General features: G+C 33.6%; 24 protein-coding genes. 5 read left to right on the top strand and 19 right to left on the bottom strand.

The window, feature by feature from the left end:
- Window positions 1-47: 47 nt before the first annotated feature.
- Genes ACQKMI_RS14520 through ACQKMI_RS14510 form a run of 3 tightly spaced genes read right to left on the bottom strand, consistent with a single transcriptional unit; the run spans window position 48 to window position 2,427 of the window.
- Complete coding sequence (locus ACQKMI_RS14520) at window positions 48-347, bottom strand: helix-turn-helix transcriptional regulator (RefSeq protein WP_427490012.1); 300 nt, start codon at window positions 345-347, stop codon at window positions 48-50.
- Between the two features lie 24 nt (window positions 348-371).
- Window positions 372-998 (bottom strand): DUF3267 domain-containing protein, encoded by a 627-nt coding sequence (locus ACQKMI_RS14515; RefSeq protein WP_427490010.1) that lies wholly within the window; start codon window positions 996-998, stop codon window positions 372-374.
- 19 nt (window positions 999-1,017) lie between these two features.
- Window positions 1,018-2,427 carry a PLP-dependent aminotransferase family protein gene (locus tag ACQKMI_RS14510; protein ID WP_427490008.1) on the bottom strand — a complete coding sequence of 470 codons (1,410 nt, stop codon included), beginning with the start codon at window positions 2,425-2,427 and terminating at the stop codon, window positions 1,018-1,020.
- A 130-nt stretch (window positions 2,428-2,557) separates the two neighbouring features.
- Between ACQKMI_RS14510 and ACQKMI_RS14505 the strand changes: the two genes are divergently transcribed.
- Window positions 2,558-3,469 (top strand): DMT family transporter, encoded by a 912-nt coding sequence (locus ACQKMI_RS14505; protein WP_427490129.1) that lies wholly within the window; start codon window positions 2,558-2,560, stop codon window positions 3,467-3,469.
- Between the two features lie 95 nt (window positions 3,470-3,564).
- On the opposite strand, the gene ACQKMI_RS14500 is transcribed toward ACQKMI_RS14505, so the two are convergent.
- The 14 genes from ACQKMI_RS14500 to ACQKMI_RS14435 all read right to left on the bottom strand — a co-directional run bounded on the left by ACQKMI_RS14500 (window position 3,565) and on the right by ACQKMI_RS14435 (window position 13,946).
- A complete protein-coding gene (locus ACQKMI_RS14500) occupies window positions 3,565-3,771 on the bottom strand; it encodes a hypothetical protein (RefSeq protein ID WP_427490006.1) in 207 nt (68 codons plus the stop codon).
- Window positions 3,772-3,806: 35 nt separating this feature from the next.
- The gene (locus ACQKMI_RS14495) at window positions 3,807-4,061 is read right to left on the bottom strand and encodes a hypothetical protein (protein WP_427490005.1); all 255 of its coding nucleotides are present in this window, start codon (window positions 4,059-4,061) and stop codon (window positions 3,807-3,809) included.
- Between the two features lie 32 nt (window positions 4,062-4,093).
- Window positions 4,094-4,327, bottom strand: a complete 234-nt coding sequence (locus ACQKMI_RS14490; RefSeq protein WP_427490003.1) for a hypothetical protein — start codon at window positions 4,325-4,327, stop codon at window positions 4,094-4,096.
- A 596-nt stretch (window positions 4,328-4,923) separates the two neighbouring features.
- A complete protein-coding gene (locus tag ACQKMI_RS14485; protein ID WP_427490001.1) occupies window positions 4,924-5,667 on the bottom strand; it encodes an amidohydrolase family protein in 744 nt (247 codons plus the stop codon).
- Window positions 5,668-5,812: 145 nt separating this feature from the next.
- Complete coding sequence (locus tag ACQKMI_RS14480; protein WP_427489999.1) at window positions 5,813-5,998, bottom strand: hypothetical protein; 186 nt, start codon at window positions 5,996-5,998, stop codon at window positions 5,813-5,815.
- Window positions 5,999-6,055: 57 nt separating this feature from the next.
- A complete protein-coding gene (locus tag ACQKMI_RS14475; RefSeq protein ID WP_427489998.1) occupies window positions 6,056-6,748 on the bottom strand; it encodes an ABC transporter permease in 693 nt (230 codons plus the stop codon).
- 25 nt (window positions 6,749-6,773) lie between these two features.
- Complete coding sequence (locus ACQKMI_RS14470) at window positions 6,774-7,055, bottom strand: hypothetical protein (protein ID WP_427489996.1); 282 nt, start codon at window positions 7,053-7,055, stop codon at window positions 6,774-6,776.
- A gap of 569 nt (window positions 7,056-7,624) precedes the next feature.
- Window positions 7,625-8,527 carry a DMT family transporter gene (locus ACQKMI_RS14465; protein ID WP_427489993.1) on the bottom strand — a complete coding sequence of 301 codons (903 nt, stop codon included), beginning with the start codon at window positions 8,525-8,527 and terminating at the stop codon, window positions 7,625-7,627.
- A gap of 82 nt (window positions 8,528-8,609) precedes the next feature.
- Window positions 8,610-8,930: an ArsR/SmtB family transcription factor gene (locus ACQKMI_RS14460; RefSeq protein WP_370048659.1), complete on the bottom strand. Its 321-nt coding sequence runs from the start codon at window positions 8,928-8,930 to the stop codon at window positions 8,610-8,612.
- A 461-nt stretch (window positions 8,931-9,391) separates the two neighbouring features.
- On the bottom strand, window positions 9,392-9,964 hold the full coding sequence (locus ACQKMI_RS14455) for a DUF1697 domain-containing protein (protein ID WP_427489991.1): 573 nt from the start codon (window positions 9,962-9,964) through the stop codon (window positions 9,392-9,394).
- 24 nt (window positions 9,965-9,988) lie between these two features.
- Window positions 9,989-10,807: an alpha/beta fold hydrolase gene (locus ACQKMI_RS14450; RefSeq protein ID WP_427489989.1), complete on the bottom strand. Its 819-nt coding sequence runs from the start codon at window positions 10,805-10,807 to the stop codon at window positions 9,989-9,991.
- 263 nt (window positions 10,808-11,070) lie between these two features.
- On the bottom strand, window positions 11,071-11,979 hold the full coding sequence (locus tag ACQKMI_RS14445; protein WP_427489987.1) for an alpha/beta fold hydrolase: 909 nt from the start codon (window positions 11,977-11,979) through the stop codon (window positions 11,071-11,073).
- A 277-nt stretch (window positions 11,980-12,256) separates the two neighbouring features.
- Entirely contained in the window at window positions 12,257-12,814 is a 558-nt protein-coding gene (locus tag ACQKMI_RS14440) for a cysteine hydrolase family protein (protein WP_427489985.1), read from the bottom strand.
- A gap of 319 nt (window positions 12,815-13,133) precedes the next feature.
- Window positions 13,134-13,946, bottom strand: coding sequence for an aminoglycoside adenylyltransferase domain-containing protein (locus ACQKMI_RS14435; RefSeq protein ID WP_427489983.1), 813 nt, complete (start codon window positions 13,944-13,946; stop codon window positions 13,134-13,136).
- A gap of 318 nt (window positions 13,947-14,264) precedes the next feature.
- Between ACQKMI_RS14435 and ACQKMI_RS14430 the strand changes: the two genes are divergently transcribed.
- The 3 genes from ACQKMI_RS14430 to ACQKMI_RS14420 all read left to right on the top strand — a co-directional run bounded on the left by ACQKMI_RS14430 (window position 14,265) and on the right by ACQKMI_RS14420 (window position 16,388).
- On the top strand, window positions 14,265-14,951 hold the full coding sequence (locus tag ACQKMI_RS14430) for a DUF421 domain-containing protein (RefSeq protein WP_427415510.1): 687 nt from the start codon (window positions 14,265-14,267) through the stop codon (window positions 14,949-14,951).
- 148 nt (window positions 14,952-15,099) lie between these two features.
- The gene (locus tag ACQKMI_RS14425) at window positions 15,100-16,014 is read left to right on the top strand and encodes a class I SAM-dependent methyltransferase (RefSeq protein ID WP_427489981.1); all 915 of its coding nucleotides are present in this window, start codon (window positions 15,100-15,102) and stop codon (window positions 16,012-16,014) included.
- 20 nt (window positions 16,015-16,034) lie between these two features.
- Window positions 16,035-16,388, top strand: coding sequence for a cupin domain-containing protein (locus ACQKMI_RS14420; RefSeq protein ID WP_427489979.1), 354 nt, complete (start codon window positions 16,035-16,037; stop codon window positions 16,386-16,388).
- 182 nt (window positions 16,389-16,570) lie between these two features.
- Here the strand turns inward: ACQKMI_RS14420 and ACQKMI_RS14415 are convergent, their stop codons facing one another.
- Window positions 16,571-16,948 (bottom strand): VOC family protein, encoded by a 378-nt coding sequence (locus tag ACQKMI_RS14415; RefSeq protein ID WP_427489977.1) that lies wholly within the window; start codon window positions 16,946-16,948, stop codon window positions 16,571-16,573.
- Entirely contained in the window at window positions 16,941-17,366 is a 426-nt protein-coding gene (locus tag ACQKMI_RS14410; RefSeq protein WP_427489975.1) for a VOC family protein, read from the bottom strand. Before ACQKMI_RS14410 ends, ACQKMI_RS14415 begins: the two co-directional genes overlap by 8 nt.
- A gap of 315 nt (window positions 17,367-17,681) precedes the next feature.
- Between ACQKMI_RS14410 and ACQKMI_RS14405 the strand changes: the two genes are divergently transcribed.
- The gene (locus ACQKMI_RS14405; protein ID WP_427489973.1) at window positions 17,682-18,881 is read left to right on the top strand and encodes an alpha/beta hydrolase fold domain-containing protein; all 1,200 of its coding nucleotides are present in this window, start codon (window positions 17,682-17,684) and stop codon (window positions 18,879-18,881) included.
- Window positions 18,882-19,027 lie beyond the last annotated feature (146 nt).

Here is a 19,027-nt window from a genome sequence, read left to right as displayed (position 1 = left end):
ATGATGAGTCAATTCCATAAAAGCCCTCTAAGCAAAAATACTATAAATTATTTTTCGTAAAAACCATTTTTATTGAAATCGCCAATTAGTATAGTTTGTAATTCATCAATAGAGAAAAACTTTTTATCAAGTTTGTAGTTGGCTAAAATTCCCAAACCTCCGCCTTGTCCAGGATAACTTACTATAGGAATTCCCGCTAAATTTAGTGCCTCAATATCCCGAAAAATAGTTCGTTTCGACACTTCAAGTTTTTCTGCCAGTTCTTGTGCTGTGAGTTTCTGATGATGAACTAATAAATTTAAAATACTAAACATTCGGGTCGATTTCATTTCCTCTTCCTCTTTCATATGTTTCTATAACGGTATTATTCTTTACCCTATTTGTTCAGTCTGCGTTTTTTTCCAATAAGTGTTTGGTCCATTACATGTTAAAGTTGCATGTTTCGGTACCTGTTTCATTATAAGAAGAAGATTTAGTAAATCAACTGACGATCCCATTGCGTTTAGTATGACCAAGAACTTTAATGTCGTCGTTAATAGTCCAAATACACTTAAAATTAGTGGCAAAATTATTGAAAGTATTATAAAAGGAGCAACCGTAATGAATATATATCTTGATTTTGAAATCTCTTCCTCCGTAATTACAAATGCACCGAACAGAGTAATCCCTACAGAAGTTTTTTCTGATTTCATAAAATTAGGAATGAATATCAAATGTAGTAATTCATGAATGATCATTAGTAAGACTAGCCACAAAATAATACTAAAGTTAATGGTTATAGTTATTGCACCATATGAAAATCCAAAATCACTCAAAAAAATACTGGAGAAAATATTTATTATCCCAATAGAAATCATTGAAGCGATCATCATTAAAGGGATCGATAACAATATAGCACTTATTAAATTCTTAGGTTCTTTCATCGGAATCCAGCCATTTTTAATTAATTCCACATGTAAATTTGGGTTACTTTTCGGCAATTTGTTTAGTAATTTCATTTAACCCCTCCATTACAATCTATTGATTTTTAATTATTTCACTTAATTGGAATATGCCTTCTTTAATTTCTTCGAGTGAAGCATACCCGTAGGAGATTCTTATAAATAATCCTGATTTTTCGGCATAAATACTACCAGGATTCAGAAGAATATTGTTGGATAATGCTTTCTCAAATAGTCTTTTCACTTTAAATTCAGGCTTTATTTTAACCCATATGAACAATCCACCTTTTGGGATGTCCCATGTAGCGTAAGGACTCAAATATTTATTCAGTGCATCTAAAGCAACTTCTCTACGAATGCTAAGTTGTTCTCTTACTTTATCAAGGTGATCATCATATAGATTACTTGATAGCCACTCTGCTGCCACGAGCTGGGAAAGAGTACTTGATCCATAATCGGATTGCATTTTTAAATCTGCTAATCGATTAATGACTGACTCCGAACCAACTATCCAGCCAATTCGTAATCCTGGACTAAGGGTTTTGGATAAACTCCCAACATATAATACATTTCCGAAATGGTCCATTGCTTTCAGTGGTTTAGGTGGTGGATTGTCAATCCATAAATCACGGTACACATCATCTTCTATAACTGGCAGTTGCTCTCTTTCACAGTATGCCATTAATTTCTGTCGTCTCTCTTCTTGCATTAAGGCGCCTGTTGGATTGTGGAAGGTTGGAATCGTATATAAAATATTCTTTCCTTTTTCATTTATCGGATAAATTGAATCTATGATAATCCCCTCATTGTCCATCGCTAATCCTTGCAACTCCATCCCCGCAGACTCAAAAACTGTCAATGAGTAAAGGTAGGACGGTATTTCTAACAATACCGTTGAGCCTCTTTTCAGGAGTCCAATTGAAATAAGATGTAAAGCTTGGAGCGCACCAGACACGACAAGAATGGATGACGGAGATGCTTCGATTCCCCTTACCTTTATATAATCACTAATGGCTTGGCGTAATTTTATATTTCCTTTTGGCTCTTCATAGCCAAAAGTGGTCAGTTGATTCGAAACCTTTTGAACAACGGATTTCATCTCTTCTAAAGGGAACATCTCTGGTGATAACTCCCCTTTACTCAATTGAATAAGATTCGCATTTGATTCCGCTTCGTTAATCTCCTGCACCATAGAAACGCTTGGTTTATGTGTTCCTAAAGTGACATTTTCATTCCAGTTCGTCGATGATTTTGCCCCCATCAAAGTCCAAGTATTATTGGTGACTAATGTTTCCTTCCCTGCTTTACCTTCAATGAGTCCTTCTGCCATTAGTTCCTCTAGAGCTGTTATAACTGTACTTCGATTAACCTCAAACTGGTTGGCAAGATTACGTTGACTTGGTATGGGACTGCCGATCGTCCACTCCCCTTTCGCAATTTTCTCTTTTATAAAATCAATAATTAATTGGTATTTTGGCTTTTTCATATGTACTCCCTTTAATGAACTGGTTGGTTTTTTTCATTTTAACCTGTTGGAGAAATTTTACCAAAATCCTATTAATATTGAAAACAAGAATTTGATTGGTTGGATTGAGAAAGTAAAACGAGGTGTATTCATGTTAAAAACATTAGATTTAAAGATTTTTTCTGCTCATTTCATAACTATCCTTTTATGGGCATCCGCTTTTCCAGGAATACGTGTGGCATTGACGGCATATTCACCTGAACATATATCACTTTTACGATTATTAGTCGGCTCATTCGTATTAATCATCATAGCAGTTATCACTAAAACGCCTTTACCTGCGCTAAAAGATATCCCTATTATTTTATTGCTTGGCTTTTTAGGATTCACTGTGTATCAAGTAGCACTAAATTATGGGGAGCAAACGATTAGTGCTGGCGTTGCAAGTTTACTTGTTTCAACAACCCCTATATTCACTGCCTTGTTGGCTGTATTCTTTTATCGTGAGAAACTTGGATTATGGGGATGGCTTGGTTCACTTGTTGGTTTTTGTGGTGTAGCATTCATTTCTGTAGGAGGTTCAACTAAAAGTTTTGTTTTTAATCCTGGGATTATCATCGTATTAGTAGCATCCCTTTCAGAAAGTATATACTTTGTTTTTCAACGTCGTTATCTAGAAAAATACGGAGCTCTTTCCTTCACGATGTACGCAATTTGGTCAGGTACTATTTTTATGTTGCTATTCTCGCCAGGTCTAGGTGAAGCCATTATGAATGCACCGTTAAATGCAACGTTCGTCACTTTGTATCTTGGCATTTTCCCAACAATCATCCCCTATTTTATGCTAGCCTATGTTACATCACGAACAGGGGCAGCTGAAGCAACGAGTACACTTTATTTAACTTCTGTTTTTGCATTTCTTATCGCATGGATCTGGCTTAGAGAGGTACCACATTTTTCTGCCATCACAGGTGGTTTGATTACTTTAGTAGGTGTATTTATTGCAAACATAAAGAAAGAAGATATTATGAAAGGAAATAACAATGCTCAGAGTTTAAACTAACAATATACTTTTACTTTATCTTCCTATCGCTTTGGCATAATAAAAAGTCAACTCTTAATAAAATGAGTTGACTTTTTTATAGATAAGTAGATTATTCAGTTTTTACTAAATTTCAAAACGACTAAATCATACATTCTAAATAAAAACTTTATTGACACAAATCCCACTGAAACTAAAATAATAAAATAAGTTGAAACATAAATTATGCTTTTAAAATCACTTATTACTGGCGGGTTGACAAACGCTATAGCAATAACAAAAGCCAAAATAAAAATAAAAAAATTACTATCTAATAATTTCATGAGGTGCACACCCCCCATAGTTTTTTTATTTTTTATTAAAGCCATCCATTTGTTTCACAAAAATCTGTAAAGAACCAGTATTCACCTTTTAAATTTTTGCATGCTTTAATAATACCATAAGTAATCACATGGTAAATAATAACTGCACCTGCCGTTCCTAATAAATATTTTGCGATAGGGATCAATATTCCAGGAATTACTGGCAAGAAATATGGTGCGGCCTCAATATTTTGATTTTCTAGACTTTCATCAAAACCAATTTCATTATTCATATTCTCAACTTCAGTCACTGATAAACTTTCAAAGAAGACTTTTGCATTACTTACTTCGTTTTTGTCAAGCCATTACTTAAGGCTGATTCACTATCAAATTCATATTTTTTTGTTATTGTATTGTAATAAACAGATTCTGCAATAATTTTCCCCTTTCGTTCAAAATCTTCATTAGCCAATGCTATTGAGCTAAACGGAAGAATAAATAAACTTATTATCATTGTTACTACAATTGTTAACTTAATATTTACTTTATTTACTAGTTGCAAGATAGTCGCCTCCATTTTATTCATACTATTTGCTATAGCAAGTAAGTATTTAACTCGAGTTATATATATCCTACCATTACCAATATTTCCGAAACAATGGTACTTTCACGCCAAAAAAAGTGGCGGAGCAACCATCATTTTTGGCGGTATTTAATTAATTGCCAGAAATACTGCCAAAACACGCCATTTATACCGCACTTATTTGACGGTATTACTTTTTTTGTAAAATGTCACACTAAAATATTTGAAATCCTATTTATTTTATTATTCATTTTCATATATCCACAACGTTTGCTTTTTGCACCAGCTTCACGGATTGAAAAAGCAAAATTTAAAGAGAGTAAGAATAAAAGGAAATAGAAACTTAGAAAATAAAATAACGCTGTCAGAAGCTTCGACAATCAGTAACATGTACAGTTGTCTAACTCGATTACTCTCAAAGCGCAAAATTAAAAATGAGTCCGGTACAATACCGAACTCATTTTACTCAAGCTGCCTAATGAAATAACCGTGTCTAATTTTTAGGGGTCACTTCAAATTAATGTGAAAGGCAATTAATTATTTTAATTATTTCATTAGAATGCATGTAAACAGTACTTCTACTCAAAAACTCACTTAAAATAAAAATTCATCGCGTTTTGACAAAGAATTTTTTCCACCGAACTCGGATCAAACAATTCTTGAATTAGTTCAATATCTGCATAAGCAAATGGTCTTTTTGCTCGTGTGGACGGCAAGTCTGTACCGAACATTAACGCTTCGGGATTGACAGCGTAAATAGATTTCAACGCATGTTCTACATCGAGCTCTACACGGCCAAAACCTGTCGCCTTTACTCGTACACCTTTTTCTACGAGTCGCAACAGATGCGGTAAGCCTTCCTCGGATAACCCTAAATGATCAATTGAAATCGCCGGTAAATTTCCAATCGTTGGTGCAATTTCAGGCAAATTTTTTGCGTCGATATATAATTCACTATGCCAGCCAGCTAAATCATAAACACGTCGCGCAAAGTAATCGAGTTTCGATAAATCTTCGGAGCCGCCACGCTTCACATTGAATCGTAGTGCACGTACACCTTTTTTATGTAAATCCATAATCTCATCATCTGTCACCGAAAATGGTAGCTGCGTCACACCACAAAATGCAGATCCCATTTTCTCTAAAGCATTCACTAAATATGCTTGATCAAAACCTTGAAAAGAACCGGATACAATTGCTCCACCTACAATATGATAAGTCGCAGTTTCTTTTTGGTAATCTTCTACAACATAACTAGGTGGTACATATCCTTGATTTTCAGTAATCGGAAAATCAAAATCAATAATGTGAAAGTGTGCATCAAAAATTCTCATCACTCCGCCTCCTTTCTTTTACATTAACAAATACACGACATAAAAGAAAGTTATGGTTTTTTATACAAAAACATAACTTTATCTTATCAACAAAATCTTGCAAAAATCCTTTCTAACAAATATCGCGATCCACAATGTCATTTAGTTATAAGAAATACTTTAAAGCATTTCCTCCAGATGTAATTAACGCTAGAAAACCTGCAACCATCATCCATATTGCATAGCGATTCTCTTCTTGTTTTCTCTTGCTTATCCAAATTAATATCAGGCTACAGAATAATAAAATTACACCTAAAACGGCACCTGCAATAATGCCTATAAACATTCCCATTTCTTATTTCTCTCTCTCATTTTTATTGTAAGCATAATTCATTGCATATTTCTGTAGTTACATCGCATCCTCATTCTCAATATTACGAATACCTAAATACGCAATTATTACTCCAACGGCCGCAAGCCCTAGTTGAAGTGGAATGAAGGTCACCAATGAGACTGCAGGATTATAAGCACAAGCAATAGCCACCACGAGTAGAGATGAACCAATCGTGGCCGGAACAGAATGATTACGCATCCCAAAATACAATGGAATTAAGCTTATTCCTGTTGAGGCAATAGCAAAAGGAACTATGTTTATGACTTCACCTATGTACTGATTTGCAGTTATTGTGAATGGAACGATAGGAAAATAAACATTAATGATAGAGAATAGACCAGCTACTACGATATTAGACAACATCATCGTTAATAATGTAATAAAAGCTATCAAGGTCAATTTACTAGCGATCAGTTTCTTGCGACTAACAGGATAAGTGAACATGATCAAAATAGTTCTGTTTTTATATTCTTCAATAACTAGTTTCGCAATTAATACAGAGGCGAACACAATAAATGTTGCCCTCACACTTGCACCAATCATTACATAAACATCTTGATACGTTGAAATGGGTATATCCCCTTCTCTCTGTGAAATAAAAATTACGCAACACACTATTGCTGTTATAACGATGTTTGCGATAATTGCACCTTTTAAATACCAACCTAAATTAAATTTCTTGAGTTCCAGTTTTAGTAGCTGTAGCATAACATCATCACTCCTCTTCAATTTGTTATTGCATGATAATATAAACAACACTAAGTATATTAGATATTGGTATACCATACCCATTCCTGTATTTATAAATTAATAAACGTAATAAAATAATAACTAAAATAATAGTCAATGTTGTTTTCATAAGAATATCCAATAATGGCATTAGTCCAGTTCCAATTTTCAATCCCCAAGACACGAGATCAACAGGAAAGGAAGTCGCCATAATACAAATGATAATTCTTATAAAATATTTAGATAATTGATATTTTTCCCATCCTAGTTCCATCAGTTTAAGCATGGATTCTCTCTCCGTTCTTCTATTTAAGACATATATTTCGTGAAGAGTAACTGTTGCCCGTTAGTGCGGAACAAATTCGAATTTCTCGTTCGTAAATGATACCCTTACTACACTCATAATCCAAAAAATGCAATAGAATTTCACCATTCTTCACATACGTGTTTACACCCGTAACCCCCTCACATGTACTTAATTTTACGAATCGATCATCTCTTTTTTCTTACTCATTCCTTACAAATTTATTAATTGTAAAAAATAAGCTAACAATTAGTATGCATTTCTGTTCTTGATTTGCTGGTTTAATTGTTATGAATACTTTGGAAAACAGCAGAAAAACAATATGGTTCGTTTTAAGCGAGATAAAATATCTAAATAAAAAATACCAGGCTCAAATTAATGAGTACCTGGTATTCTTTAAATCTTACCTTATGTCATTGAAAAATTTACATTAATTGAATACCTTATCTGGAGTCTAGTTTTTTGTTAATACAGAAGTTTTAAGTTTCTTTACTCCGTTCAAAATGAAATTATGTATTCTATGCTTTTACCTGACTTCGTACTGAATTACTCTAGTTTGGTTTGTAAGTTGCAATATAAACGCCTACCAGCACCATTACCATCCCAACGATTTGTATCAATGTAATTGTGCTGCCATATGCAATAACTGCAAGTAAAGTTGCGACAATAGGCGTCAAGTTTAAATACAAGCTCGCTTTACTACCTCCTAAGCTCTCTACCCCCTTGTTAAAAATAACATAGCCAATCAACGTCCCACATACAACCATATAAAACATTTCAATCCAACTTTGAACCGACATATTGACTACTTGACCCCAACCGCCTTCAAATACTGTACTGATTGCTAGGAAAACAGCACCAGATAACATCATAATCGTATTTGAAAACATCACTGGTATACCTTTAAGCATGGATTCACCCATTAATGCATAAATAACTCCGCATAAAAGAGCCCCGACAAAAAGCAAATCTCCTAAGTTAAAAGAAAGAGAAAACAAAGCAGAAAGTGACCCTTTTACAATAACTATAATTACCCCAATCATCGATAAAGTTAAACCTGCTCCAGCTTTATTGTTCCATTTTTCTTTACCTAACATGACGGCCCCTAGCATAGTGAATACAGGCATTGCAGCTATAATTAACGCACCGTTTGTCGCAGAAGTATACTTCAATGCCGTAAAAAAGAAAGCATTGTAACCGAAAATCCCGATAAACCCAATAAATAACAAACCTTTCCATCGATTTCTGATTACTTGCCAATGCCATTCTTTCTGAATTGTTATAATTGTAACGAGTATAATTCCTGTTATGCCAAAACGAAGCGTAGCTGCAACAAGTGATGGAACTTCTGTAATGACATGTTTCGCTGTCGCAAATGCTCCACCCCAAAACAAAGGAACGAGCAGCATTAATAAATAAATGTTTTTTGTTTGATTTTTGTTCTTACCCTTCATTATTTAATCCTCCTAATATTTTCAATAGGTTCATATGTTTAAAAGTTTAAACATATGAACTTTAATTGTAAAAAAGAACAAATCAATAGCTTTGTTCAATAGATTGAATTAACTCTTTGATTTGTTTTAGAAACTCATTAGAACTCAATGAATAATATTTTTCATTCCCATTTCGGTTAAAAGTAATTAAACCTGCTTGTCTTAAAATTTTCAAATGATGGGAAACAGCTGGTCTAGAAAGCTCTATTCTTTCTGTTAATTGATTTACATTTAAGCTATCATGTGTGAGTAAAAGCATGATGATTTGTTGACGATTAACATCACCAAGTGCTTGAAAAATCGGGGTTGATAATTTAAACTTCTCTAAAACTTGTTCTTTGTTATCGCAATTAAAATTTTCCATAATTACCATCCCTATGTTTAAATTTTTAAACATACTTATTTTTAATTAAAAATCATAATTTGTCAAGATAATCTTTATTTTCACTAAAACCCTTATAGAAAACTACTTCTAAATGGATATAGCGATAAAACTTTTATAAAGCTCCATTTATCTAAACAAAAAAACTAGGCTCATAAATAATTTGTGAATACCTAGCCTTCTTTATGCGTGTTCATTTGTAAACCATGACATGACTAGTTTACCCTATAATTCTTAAAAGATTCTGAAGTTCTCGATTTATGCTATGTAGCCAAAGTAATTCCAAATGACGACTTCTTAAACATCGCCACTTTCTTTCAGGTTGTTTGGTTTCGTACTTTTCGAGTCAATTCAAAAAATAATTGAATACCTAGTCTTTTTTGTTTTTATGCATTTTTGTAAATCCTAATATACGAATGCTTAATAAAGAGCTTTTATAAATTTTATTTACTCTTCATACGTTTAGCTTCTTCGATCATACTTGAAAGTTTCATGAGCGTTTTCCAATTGCGGACAGTTGCTGGAATCTCAAGCTTTTTTAGATTATTGCCTAGTTTGGAATTTCGAATGCTATCATAAAATAAAAGATACACATCTCTTCCATTTATGACACTGAGTTCTTTTTCATTTACAAAAGATAAAAACTTGTCACTATTAGCCTTTGAAGGAGCAGTCGGCAACAAGGCAACATGTAAACATTCCCCTTTACACGAGCTTTCCGCTTCTGAAATCTCCTGATCTGAAAAAGGAGATTGACTAACAATCTGCTGTATTTTCTCTGCTGTCCTAATGATAACAACGCTAGATACTCCAAAATCCTCTTTAATTTTTTCGTGTATTTTCGTTTGCAAAAGCTCCTCGGTTTCGTCTGATTCAAAAAGGATGTTTCCACTTTGGATATACGTCTTCACATTCTGTAATCCTAATTGCTCCAGTGAATTTCTTAATTCTGCCATGATGATTTTATTATGCCCGCCTACATTAATTCCTCTAAGTAATGCAATATATATGGTCATACTATCCCGCCTTTCTATTTACTCTTATTTACTAAAAATAGCTACATCCTTGTATTGCTGTAAAGTCTTATCCTCTAGAAAATCTATAATCAGTTCATTAAAAATATCTCGGCGCATCGTACTTAATGGATCGAATGCATTTTCGAATAATGCTAGTTTTGCATTTTGAATATGTTTAAAAATAGTTCGGGATCCTTTCCCTTCATCAACGCCTGTTATAACTTTCCCTTCGCCGCCCATTACAAGCGTAGGTGACTTTATTCGATACAATTGATCGGTATGAGTTGGAAATGGTGCTTTTTTCATTGCCAGCAACATCTTTTTATCAATCGAAAAAGACTTTCTTAAGATCCTTTGCGTATAAGGGTCCTCTTTATAAAATTTCATCATGATATTTATAATTGTGTGGTAAGGAAGTAGACTAAATATAAAATTTGATATCGACAGTACCCAGCTAGCCGCGATTGTGGGCATCTCACTATAACTATTAGAGACTACAAGCTTATCTATATAAGTTGGGTATTTTATTGCAAGTAGAGTAGCCAATTGACCACCTTGCGAGACACCGACGACATGAATTTTGCTAATTTCTAATACATCCAAAAAACATTTGATATCCTCCACAATGATATGATGATCATATTTATTATTCGGGAATTCCTTTGTTGTATCACCATGCCCTCTATAATCTGGCATAATCATTTGATAGTGTGTAGAAAATGCTTCAAATTGAGGCTCCCACATTTTCCACGATGCTCCGCTCCCATGCAAAAACAATATAGGCGTTCCTTGACCTCTAATTTCGTAATGGATAGTGATATTGTTCGCATTAACATTTGGCATAAAATATCCCTCTACTTTGTATTACTAGCATTTCGCTCTTTTCACTGTACTAAAATTTGCTCAGTCTGTTTGATAAACTTGATACTATCATCGATTGTTGATAGATCTTGTAACTTCTTTGCACGTTGGGGAATGCTCGTATGCAAAGTCCATGCCCATTCATCTGAATTTAGTTGATTGAAATTACGCTGCTTCAGGAAACCCAAAGCAAAATTTAAATACTTTGTAGAACGGACAATGATGCCGTACCTTTTTTGCACCTATTAATTAAATAAGGAATTTATTTCGTTAATTGATTGAACTATTATGTCGGGTCTATCTAAATGTATTGAATGACTTGCTTCTTGCGCGATATGAAATTTACTTTTTAAAGTCAGATTAACTTGGTTCATCATAAGTTCTTGCCATTTTTCTTCAAATAACCTTAACTCCCACTCTGGTAAACCTTCCATTGTGCCTAACCTAATGGTATATTCTTCATCTCGACTTATAACAATTAAAGGTATATCGGGGTATACTTTCAAATTCTTAATAATCTCTCCGTCCCTCTTCCAATTGCTAATTTCAGAATACATTGCTTTGTACAAAGAAGGATTTATCTGAAAATTTATTAAGCGTTTTTGAATATCATTTGGAAGTAACTTTTGTTTTTCTGTTAGAGTAGGGTTAATAATTCCACGTAATTCTTCCCTTTTCATTTGAGAGTAAGCACGACATTTTTCCATCCAAATTTCATCTGTCGATCCTTCATTTAAAACAGGTAAATTCAAGTCATCTAAAACCTTTAAATCAACAGAAGTTGAATCTACTAATACTATTCCAGCAACCTTTTCAGGATACTCTTTCACAAAATGTTGTACACATAACCCACCATAAGAATGACCAACTAATACTACAGGTTCAGATAATTTAAGCAAACGTATCATTTCACTTACTTCGTTTACGACTGTCTGTGTATTACGGACCTCATGACTAATTTCACTTGCGCCTAGCCCTGGTCTATGAAACATTATCACTCTATTTGATTTACTTAATGACTCTGTCACTTCATACCATTCATCGAATGAACAACCCATTCCTGTAAGGATTATTATTGGTGTCCCATTTTGCCCTTTTTGTAGTATCTCAATCTTATTTTGATTTATTGTTAAAAATTCACTAATTTTACCCACCTCTTTATTTAAAAATCACTTAAGTTTTCTCGTTCAAATAATCTGGTCCTTTATCTTCACAATCTTTATAGAGATATTAACATAAATTCCCAACAATAAAAATCACCTCACCTCTTAGAAATCTATAGAGGTAAGATGATTTTTATCAATCTTTATTATAAATGGTCAAACTTTTTTGCAAAGCCACATTATCGGAAATTGAAGCATACTAGGAAAATAATAAGTTGTAATTACTCAAAAAGGAACCCAACAATTATGAGTGCCCTAAATAAATTTCTTATCTATAAGAATCATGTGTAGGTTGAAACAAGTCTTCTTCTGAATCTCTAACAACAGAAAAGTGATCGACATTGTAATGACCATGAAGTGTATGATTATGATGCTTTATTATATGTTCGGCACTCAAAACATCACTGTCAACAGTTGAATGCCCATCACCAACTAACGTGACATCCAAACCACTAATAGTCGCAGTTCTTACTGCACTATCGATACAGTGCTGCGTCGAACAGCCCATCATAACAACATGTTTAATTTCTTGAGATCGTAAATGATTTAGCAGTTCAGTCCCATGGAAACAATTCGTTGCTTTTTTATCGAAAATCTTTACTTCCTGAGGAATACTAATGCCATGATGAATTTCGAACCCTTCCCCTTTACCTTCAGCAACATCAAGATCCCTTACAAAAACAATTGGTACATTGGATTTCCTTGCTTTGTTAATGACTAAATTGATATTTCTAATAAGCTGCTCCTTCTTAAAAACAGCTTTTTCTTTCTCATTGCCATCCATTAATTCTTGCTGAGCATCAATAATAAGTAATGCTTGATTCAAATAATTTTCCCCCTTCAATTTGAGGAAACTAGTAGTTAGATGGTTTCCCCTTTTTGTTTAAAACGCTAACATTATTTTTGTTCATAGTATCTACCCCCTAAATGAAATTGTCATTTAAGACTAATTAATTTTACCATTTATTCCAAAAAGGGAACAGCTGATACAATGGAACATTTCAGGCTCATCACCAAAACGTGTGGTTGTTCCATCTGTGCGCGTGCTTTCCTGAGGGCGTCAGTCTCCCCTCCAATCAACTTATATATATGACATATGTTTTAACAAATGTCATCCACCAACTTTGATCATGAGCTACATTTCACTAATTTTTGATACTGTTACAATGATGAAGTATATATTCCATACACTGAACAGTATCATCAATGCGTTGTCTTTTTGAATTACAATAGCGTATATTGGAACCTTCTCGAATACTGATAGCTTCGTTAATAATATCGTGGAATTCTTCCGGTAAATGATGTATTGCATATTGACAAGCATCTACTTTTGAAACAATATCTTTTTCTTTTAATGTGTAAAATTGCCTTAACATCCCAGTAATAGACCATTCTACTTCTACATCAACTAATTTATTCGGTATCAAAAATGCTTTATTTTTATATTTATTAAATGTTTTCAATCTATTCGCCCAATAACTGTTCATGTTTTGTAAAACATAATCAACAAGCACTCTTTCATCTACACTGAAGTTATATGTAGCTACATCCGGTCCTAAAACGGTAATCCCTCTATTTTTTAAAATCCACCAAGTGATTGGGTTAATATCATCAATACCCCAGTATGTTTTGCCTTCATTTACCTTTAGACATCCTTTTACCTCACTCTGTTTCTTGCCAACATCCTCAACTAGTATATAACTGCCATCCATCCCTATTTCCTTATATTTTCGATTTAATTCTTTGTGAAGATCGGCTATAACTTTCACATCTTCTTCTGTTAAGGTTCTGTTTACAACTGTAATAAAATCGATATCACTAGAACCGTTTATGTATGCGTTAAGAGCAGTTGAACCATGTAAATAGAACCCTTCAAATATATTAGGTATTTTATTTTGAAATAGAGTTAAATATTCATTTAAAACTGTTTGAGCCTGAATAGGAATTCTAGAATCCATAAACACTCTCCTTCTAATCTAATTAATATTTATAATACCAAAACGTCCACTATATTTTCCATTATTAACAAAAATGTGGTTATCATCATTATGTAAAGTTGATTTCCGTTTCGCTAACGCTGCAGGTCTCATCTGTCCCACGGAGTCGCTCATTCTCCGTTACATACAGGGCAAACGTATTAAACAAATGTCATCCGAGGAATAAAACCTAATAAGACCTTTTCTCATTCTCAATTTGAATCCAAATCTGTTGAATTAGTGGAGTATCTTTTAAAAATTCATTGGGTATTCTAGGAATTAGATAGGGAGTGGGGGAATTTGTACACAGGTTATATACAAGTAGTTGTTCAAACGGTTATTACTTTTTTTGTTCTTCTGACACTTACGAGGTTTTTAGGTAAAAAACAACTAAGTCACTTAACCTTCTTTAACTACGTAACTGGTATTACAATTGGTTCTATTGCAGCCAATATGGTGATATTAAAAACAATTGTATTCACAAAATTTTTAGTAAGCTTAATTGTTTGGTGTGCGCTTACAACTTTAATTAGTTATATCGCTCTAAAATCCGGAAAAGCAAGAACGTTACTTGATGGACAACCGACAATTGTTATTAAAAAAGGGAAAATAGATAGAGAAGCTTTATCCACCACTAAAATTAATATTGATGACCTTACGATGATGATTAGACAGTATCAAGTTTTTTCAATTACTGAAATTGACTATGCTATTCTAGAACCAAATGGCATGCTTAGTATTCTGAAAAAGCCTGAATTTCAAAGCCCACAAAAGCTGGATTTAAAAATCGCTACTTCCTCCCCGGCTTTTATCCCCATTGAAATCATTACAGATGGGAAGCTATTGCCAAGGAATTTACTAGAAGTTGGAAAAAGTAGAGAATGGCTAGATAACGAATTAAAAAAGGCAAATGTAAAAGCAATCGAAGAAGTTTTTTATGCAGAAATTCAACCAAACGGCAACATATTTATCCAAAAATTTGATTAAGAAGATTTTCTTATTCAGTTGCTTCCTAGCACCTAAAACTTGACAAAAAAAAATATTTATGCAATAATTTACTTTTATGATATTTATTTGTAAAATAGGATTCTCCTGGCCAGGGGAATCCTATTTTTTTTTGAAGGAGTGTATTTGCATGAATAAAGGTGAATCCAGTTTAACTTCATTAATCTCAGCATTTGGTAGAGCTTATCATAGTCAATTTGATACCCCTAAAATTTTCAATGACTATCTAGTAAAAGAGTTAATCACACAAAAAGAGTTCCATGACATTCAAACAAATATGGTTCAGGGCATCCAGTTTTTTAACAAAGAAATCGCCGAAAAATTAAAAGGACAAACTGAAGAGCAATTAAAATGGATTGTGCAAACTCAACTTTCCCCTACGCCCTTGGCACGTGCAGCATATTGCGAAAAGGTTTTACTCAATGAAATAATGCTAGGTTTACAGCAATATGTCATCCTTGGGGCAGGCTTAGATACATTTAGCTTAAGACACTCTGAACTTGAAAACACGTTGGAAATCTTTGAAATTGATCACCCTGCAACACAGGAATTTAAAAAGAAAAGATTGACTGAAGTTGATATAAAGCTTCCGAGTAATGTACATTACGTTTCAATGGATTTCACAAAAAAGTTTGCCTATCAAAATTTAATAGATAACGGCTTTGACAATAAAAAAACTTTCTTCAGTCTACTAGGTGTATCCTATTATTTAACGAAAGAGGAAACGTCAAGCTTACTTGATCATTTGTTTGCCACTGTACCATCAGGAAGTTCTATAGTGTTGGACTATGCAGATGAAAAACTATTTGAAGAAAAAGGTATTTCGAATCGAGTAGACAATATGGTGAAAATGGCTGCAGCTAGTGGTGAACCGATGAAATCATGCTTTACTTATGAAGAAATAGAAAAAATGTTAGAAAACTCTGGCCTGCTTATTTATGAACATCTAACGCCAGATACATTAAATGAGCTTTATTTTGACAATCGAAAAGATTATTTAACAGCCTTCGAAACAATTCACTACATTCATGCTGTGAAAAAATAATTGAAGTTTGGAGGAGTCTAATGGAAATTTATCAATTGTCTAAAGAAAACGGCAAAAATATAACACAATTTAAGTCAAATTTTATTATGTCTCGAATTATCAACACTGAAGCATCAGCTAGTATCGGGTGTATGTATGTAGAAGAAAACGGTGTTATTGGCTATCATCAAGCTGTAGTTCCCCAGCTTCTCTTAATTATTGAAGGAGAAGGATTTGTAAGAAATGAACAGGAGCAATATTTTCAAGTCCAGCCTGGTGACGCAATTTTTTGGGAGAAGGACGAATGGCATGAAACAAAATCAGATAAAGGATTAACAGCTATCGTGATAGAATCTGAACAATTAAATCCCGCAGCATTTCTGCCTTTAAAATAATGTACTAATATTTTTAAACTATTTCTCAGGCAATTAACTATGCAAGAATAACATCGTATCATATTTTAGTAATGTAAGATGGTTTAGTCTTACACCTCCGATGCTTTGTTACTAAGGGTCACTTATAATAATAAGTGGCCCTTTATAAATTTACTGTTCAGGAAATAGTGTTTCTAAATAGTTTATTGACAAACTCCTAGTGGATTTCCGTCTGGATCATAAAAGGTAAGAAATTTCGTCTCACCTTCTCTATCTATTTCATTCACTTTTACATTCTTTTCGATTAATGATCGATATGTTTCTTCAATGTCATGCGTTATAAAATTAAAGAACTTCCCGACGCCAAAATAATTCTCTGGGAAATTTAGTGGAATATGATTTTTTGCTTTTACTAAACAAACAACAGTTTGAGATTCTGCATCAATTTTCATTACTGCAGCGCCCTCTTCTAAGTATAGAAGTGAAAATCCTAGTTTCTCCTCATACCATTTAGCAGATAATTCGGGGTTCTTAATTGGAATAAATATTGCTTCTACTCCCTTTAATATAGGTTTACTCATATTTTCCCGCCTTGTATTCTTCTTTAAATATAGGGCTCAGCTCACTCCACACATCAAATTTATTTCCGTCTACATCAAAGAAAACAAAATTTCTTCCCGCATGACCCCTATTTTCAACTTCTCCAACTTTAATCCCTTTATCGATAAAAACTTTACGAATAGTCTCTAAAGCACTTAATCCATCCACCTCAAAGGTTATCGAAAAATGTTCTTCCCCATTGCAATCAATGAAATTTGAACTTTGATTGTTCATGGATCTAACAAGAAAAAAACTTTGATTGGCAAAATTAAGAATCGCCTTATCACTATCCTGGTAACAGCGTTCTGCGCCCAATTTATTTACATACCATTCACATGACAGTTCTACATTGCTAACTGGAATATAAGTCGTTCCAATTCTCATTAACGTTTCACTCATCCACTCACCCTCTCCAATGTCTCTAGTGAATTATTCTATTCTCAGCCTTTATATCCCTTTATTCCTATGCACAAGATGTAATTAGTGGCGATAAAATAAATAGTGCAACCAAACCACTAGTTGTAACATTACTCATAACTAAAATTGATTTAATTTAGACCTCTCCTTTCTCTTTGTAATTTATTCTATATATTATAGAGAGAGAGAATTGTAAAAGGCACTTTAATATCAAGTGTATTTGATTCATAAAATTTTTTGGAGAGCATGTGCTGTCGGAGAAAAAATAAATTCTTTAGTATGGAGGAATTTTAAAATATGGAACAAAAGCAATTAACCTCATGGTGCCCAAAAGGCTTTTTTCAGTGGCTATTAACAGGTCTTTCTGTAGTTCTAACACTTCTTACTGCCCTGATAACATATGCCATTTTTCATACAACTAATATTCTCAGTGTAGTTGGTTTCCTAGGATCGCTCGCATTGTACACTCCATGGTTTTTATTATTTCTAACATTTTTTATCATAATGCTATTAATACTTACTTTATGGAAGAAAGCTAAAATCGCTCAATTCATGTTGATTCCACTTTTGTTAATAAATGTATTTTTAAATGTGGAGCCAATTATAGAAATGAAGAACTATGCTAAAAAAGAAAATGTTCAAGTTTCACTTTACTCTCACTTTTTTAACAAAACAGAAATATCATCAAAGTTTACAAAAGATATCGTATACGGAAAAACTACAGATGGCGTTGAGTTAAAACTTGATATGTGGCTCGCCAATGAAAAATTGAAAAACACACTTACCCCTGCGGTGATAAAGGTACATGGAGGCGGATGGGTTGAGGGTAGTAAAGGGGGTGCCCCTTATTTGAATCAATGGTTCAGTGAATTAGGATTTACTGTTTTTGATATAGAATATCGCATGCCTCCCCAAGCAGGATGGAAAGATGAGGTAGCTGATGTGAAATCAGTAATAGGATGGGTAGTAGAACATGCGGATACTTACAAAATTGATCCTGAAAAAATAAATGTAATGGGTGATTCAGCAGGTGGAAATTTATCTATGCTTGCTGCTTATAGTATGGGAGACAAAACTTTACCACCGTCCACCAATGTACCATCAGTACCTATTAATACTGTGATTAACTTTTATGGACCGTCAGATATGACAAAATTTTATCAGAATAACCCGAGTCCAGGCTATGTGCAAAATGTGATGAATAAGTATGTAGGGGGCCCACCTTCACAATTTCCTGATCGTTATCAAAAGCTTTCTCCGATCAATTATATTGGAGAACACACACCACCTACTATTATGTTTTTAGGAACAAGCGATAGTCTTGTCCCAACAGAACAAGCGAAAATATTAGGCAAGGAACTCTCAAAGAATAATGTTCCTCATGAGATCTATTATCTGCCGAAAGCTGAACATGTTTATGATGGAGTACCAGGTAGTTTAAATACCCAAATTACTTTCGAGAAGCTCAAGGTATTCCTTCAGAAATATAACAAATAAATTGATACAGAAAGATAAAGTTGATTTTAAAAAGAGCCCTGAATAATTAAAGTGGCCCCTGTCAAGCAAAAAACGAAATGAAGTAACCTGAGCTTTAAAGCATGTAGTGGACTTTAACCACCGAGTTGTTGTGCATGATGGCACAC

Origin of the sequence: Lysinibacillus sp. NPDC097214, assembly GCF_050277945.1 — a bacterium.
GTDB lineage: Bacteria > Bacillota > Bacilli > Bacillales_A > Planococcaceae > Lysinibacillus > Lysinibacillus xylanilyticus_B.
Note: the sequence above shows the minus strand (reverse complement) of the source record. Positions and strands in the feature narration are given on the sequence as shown.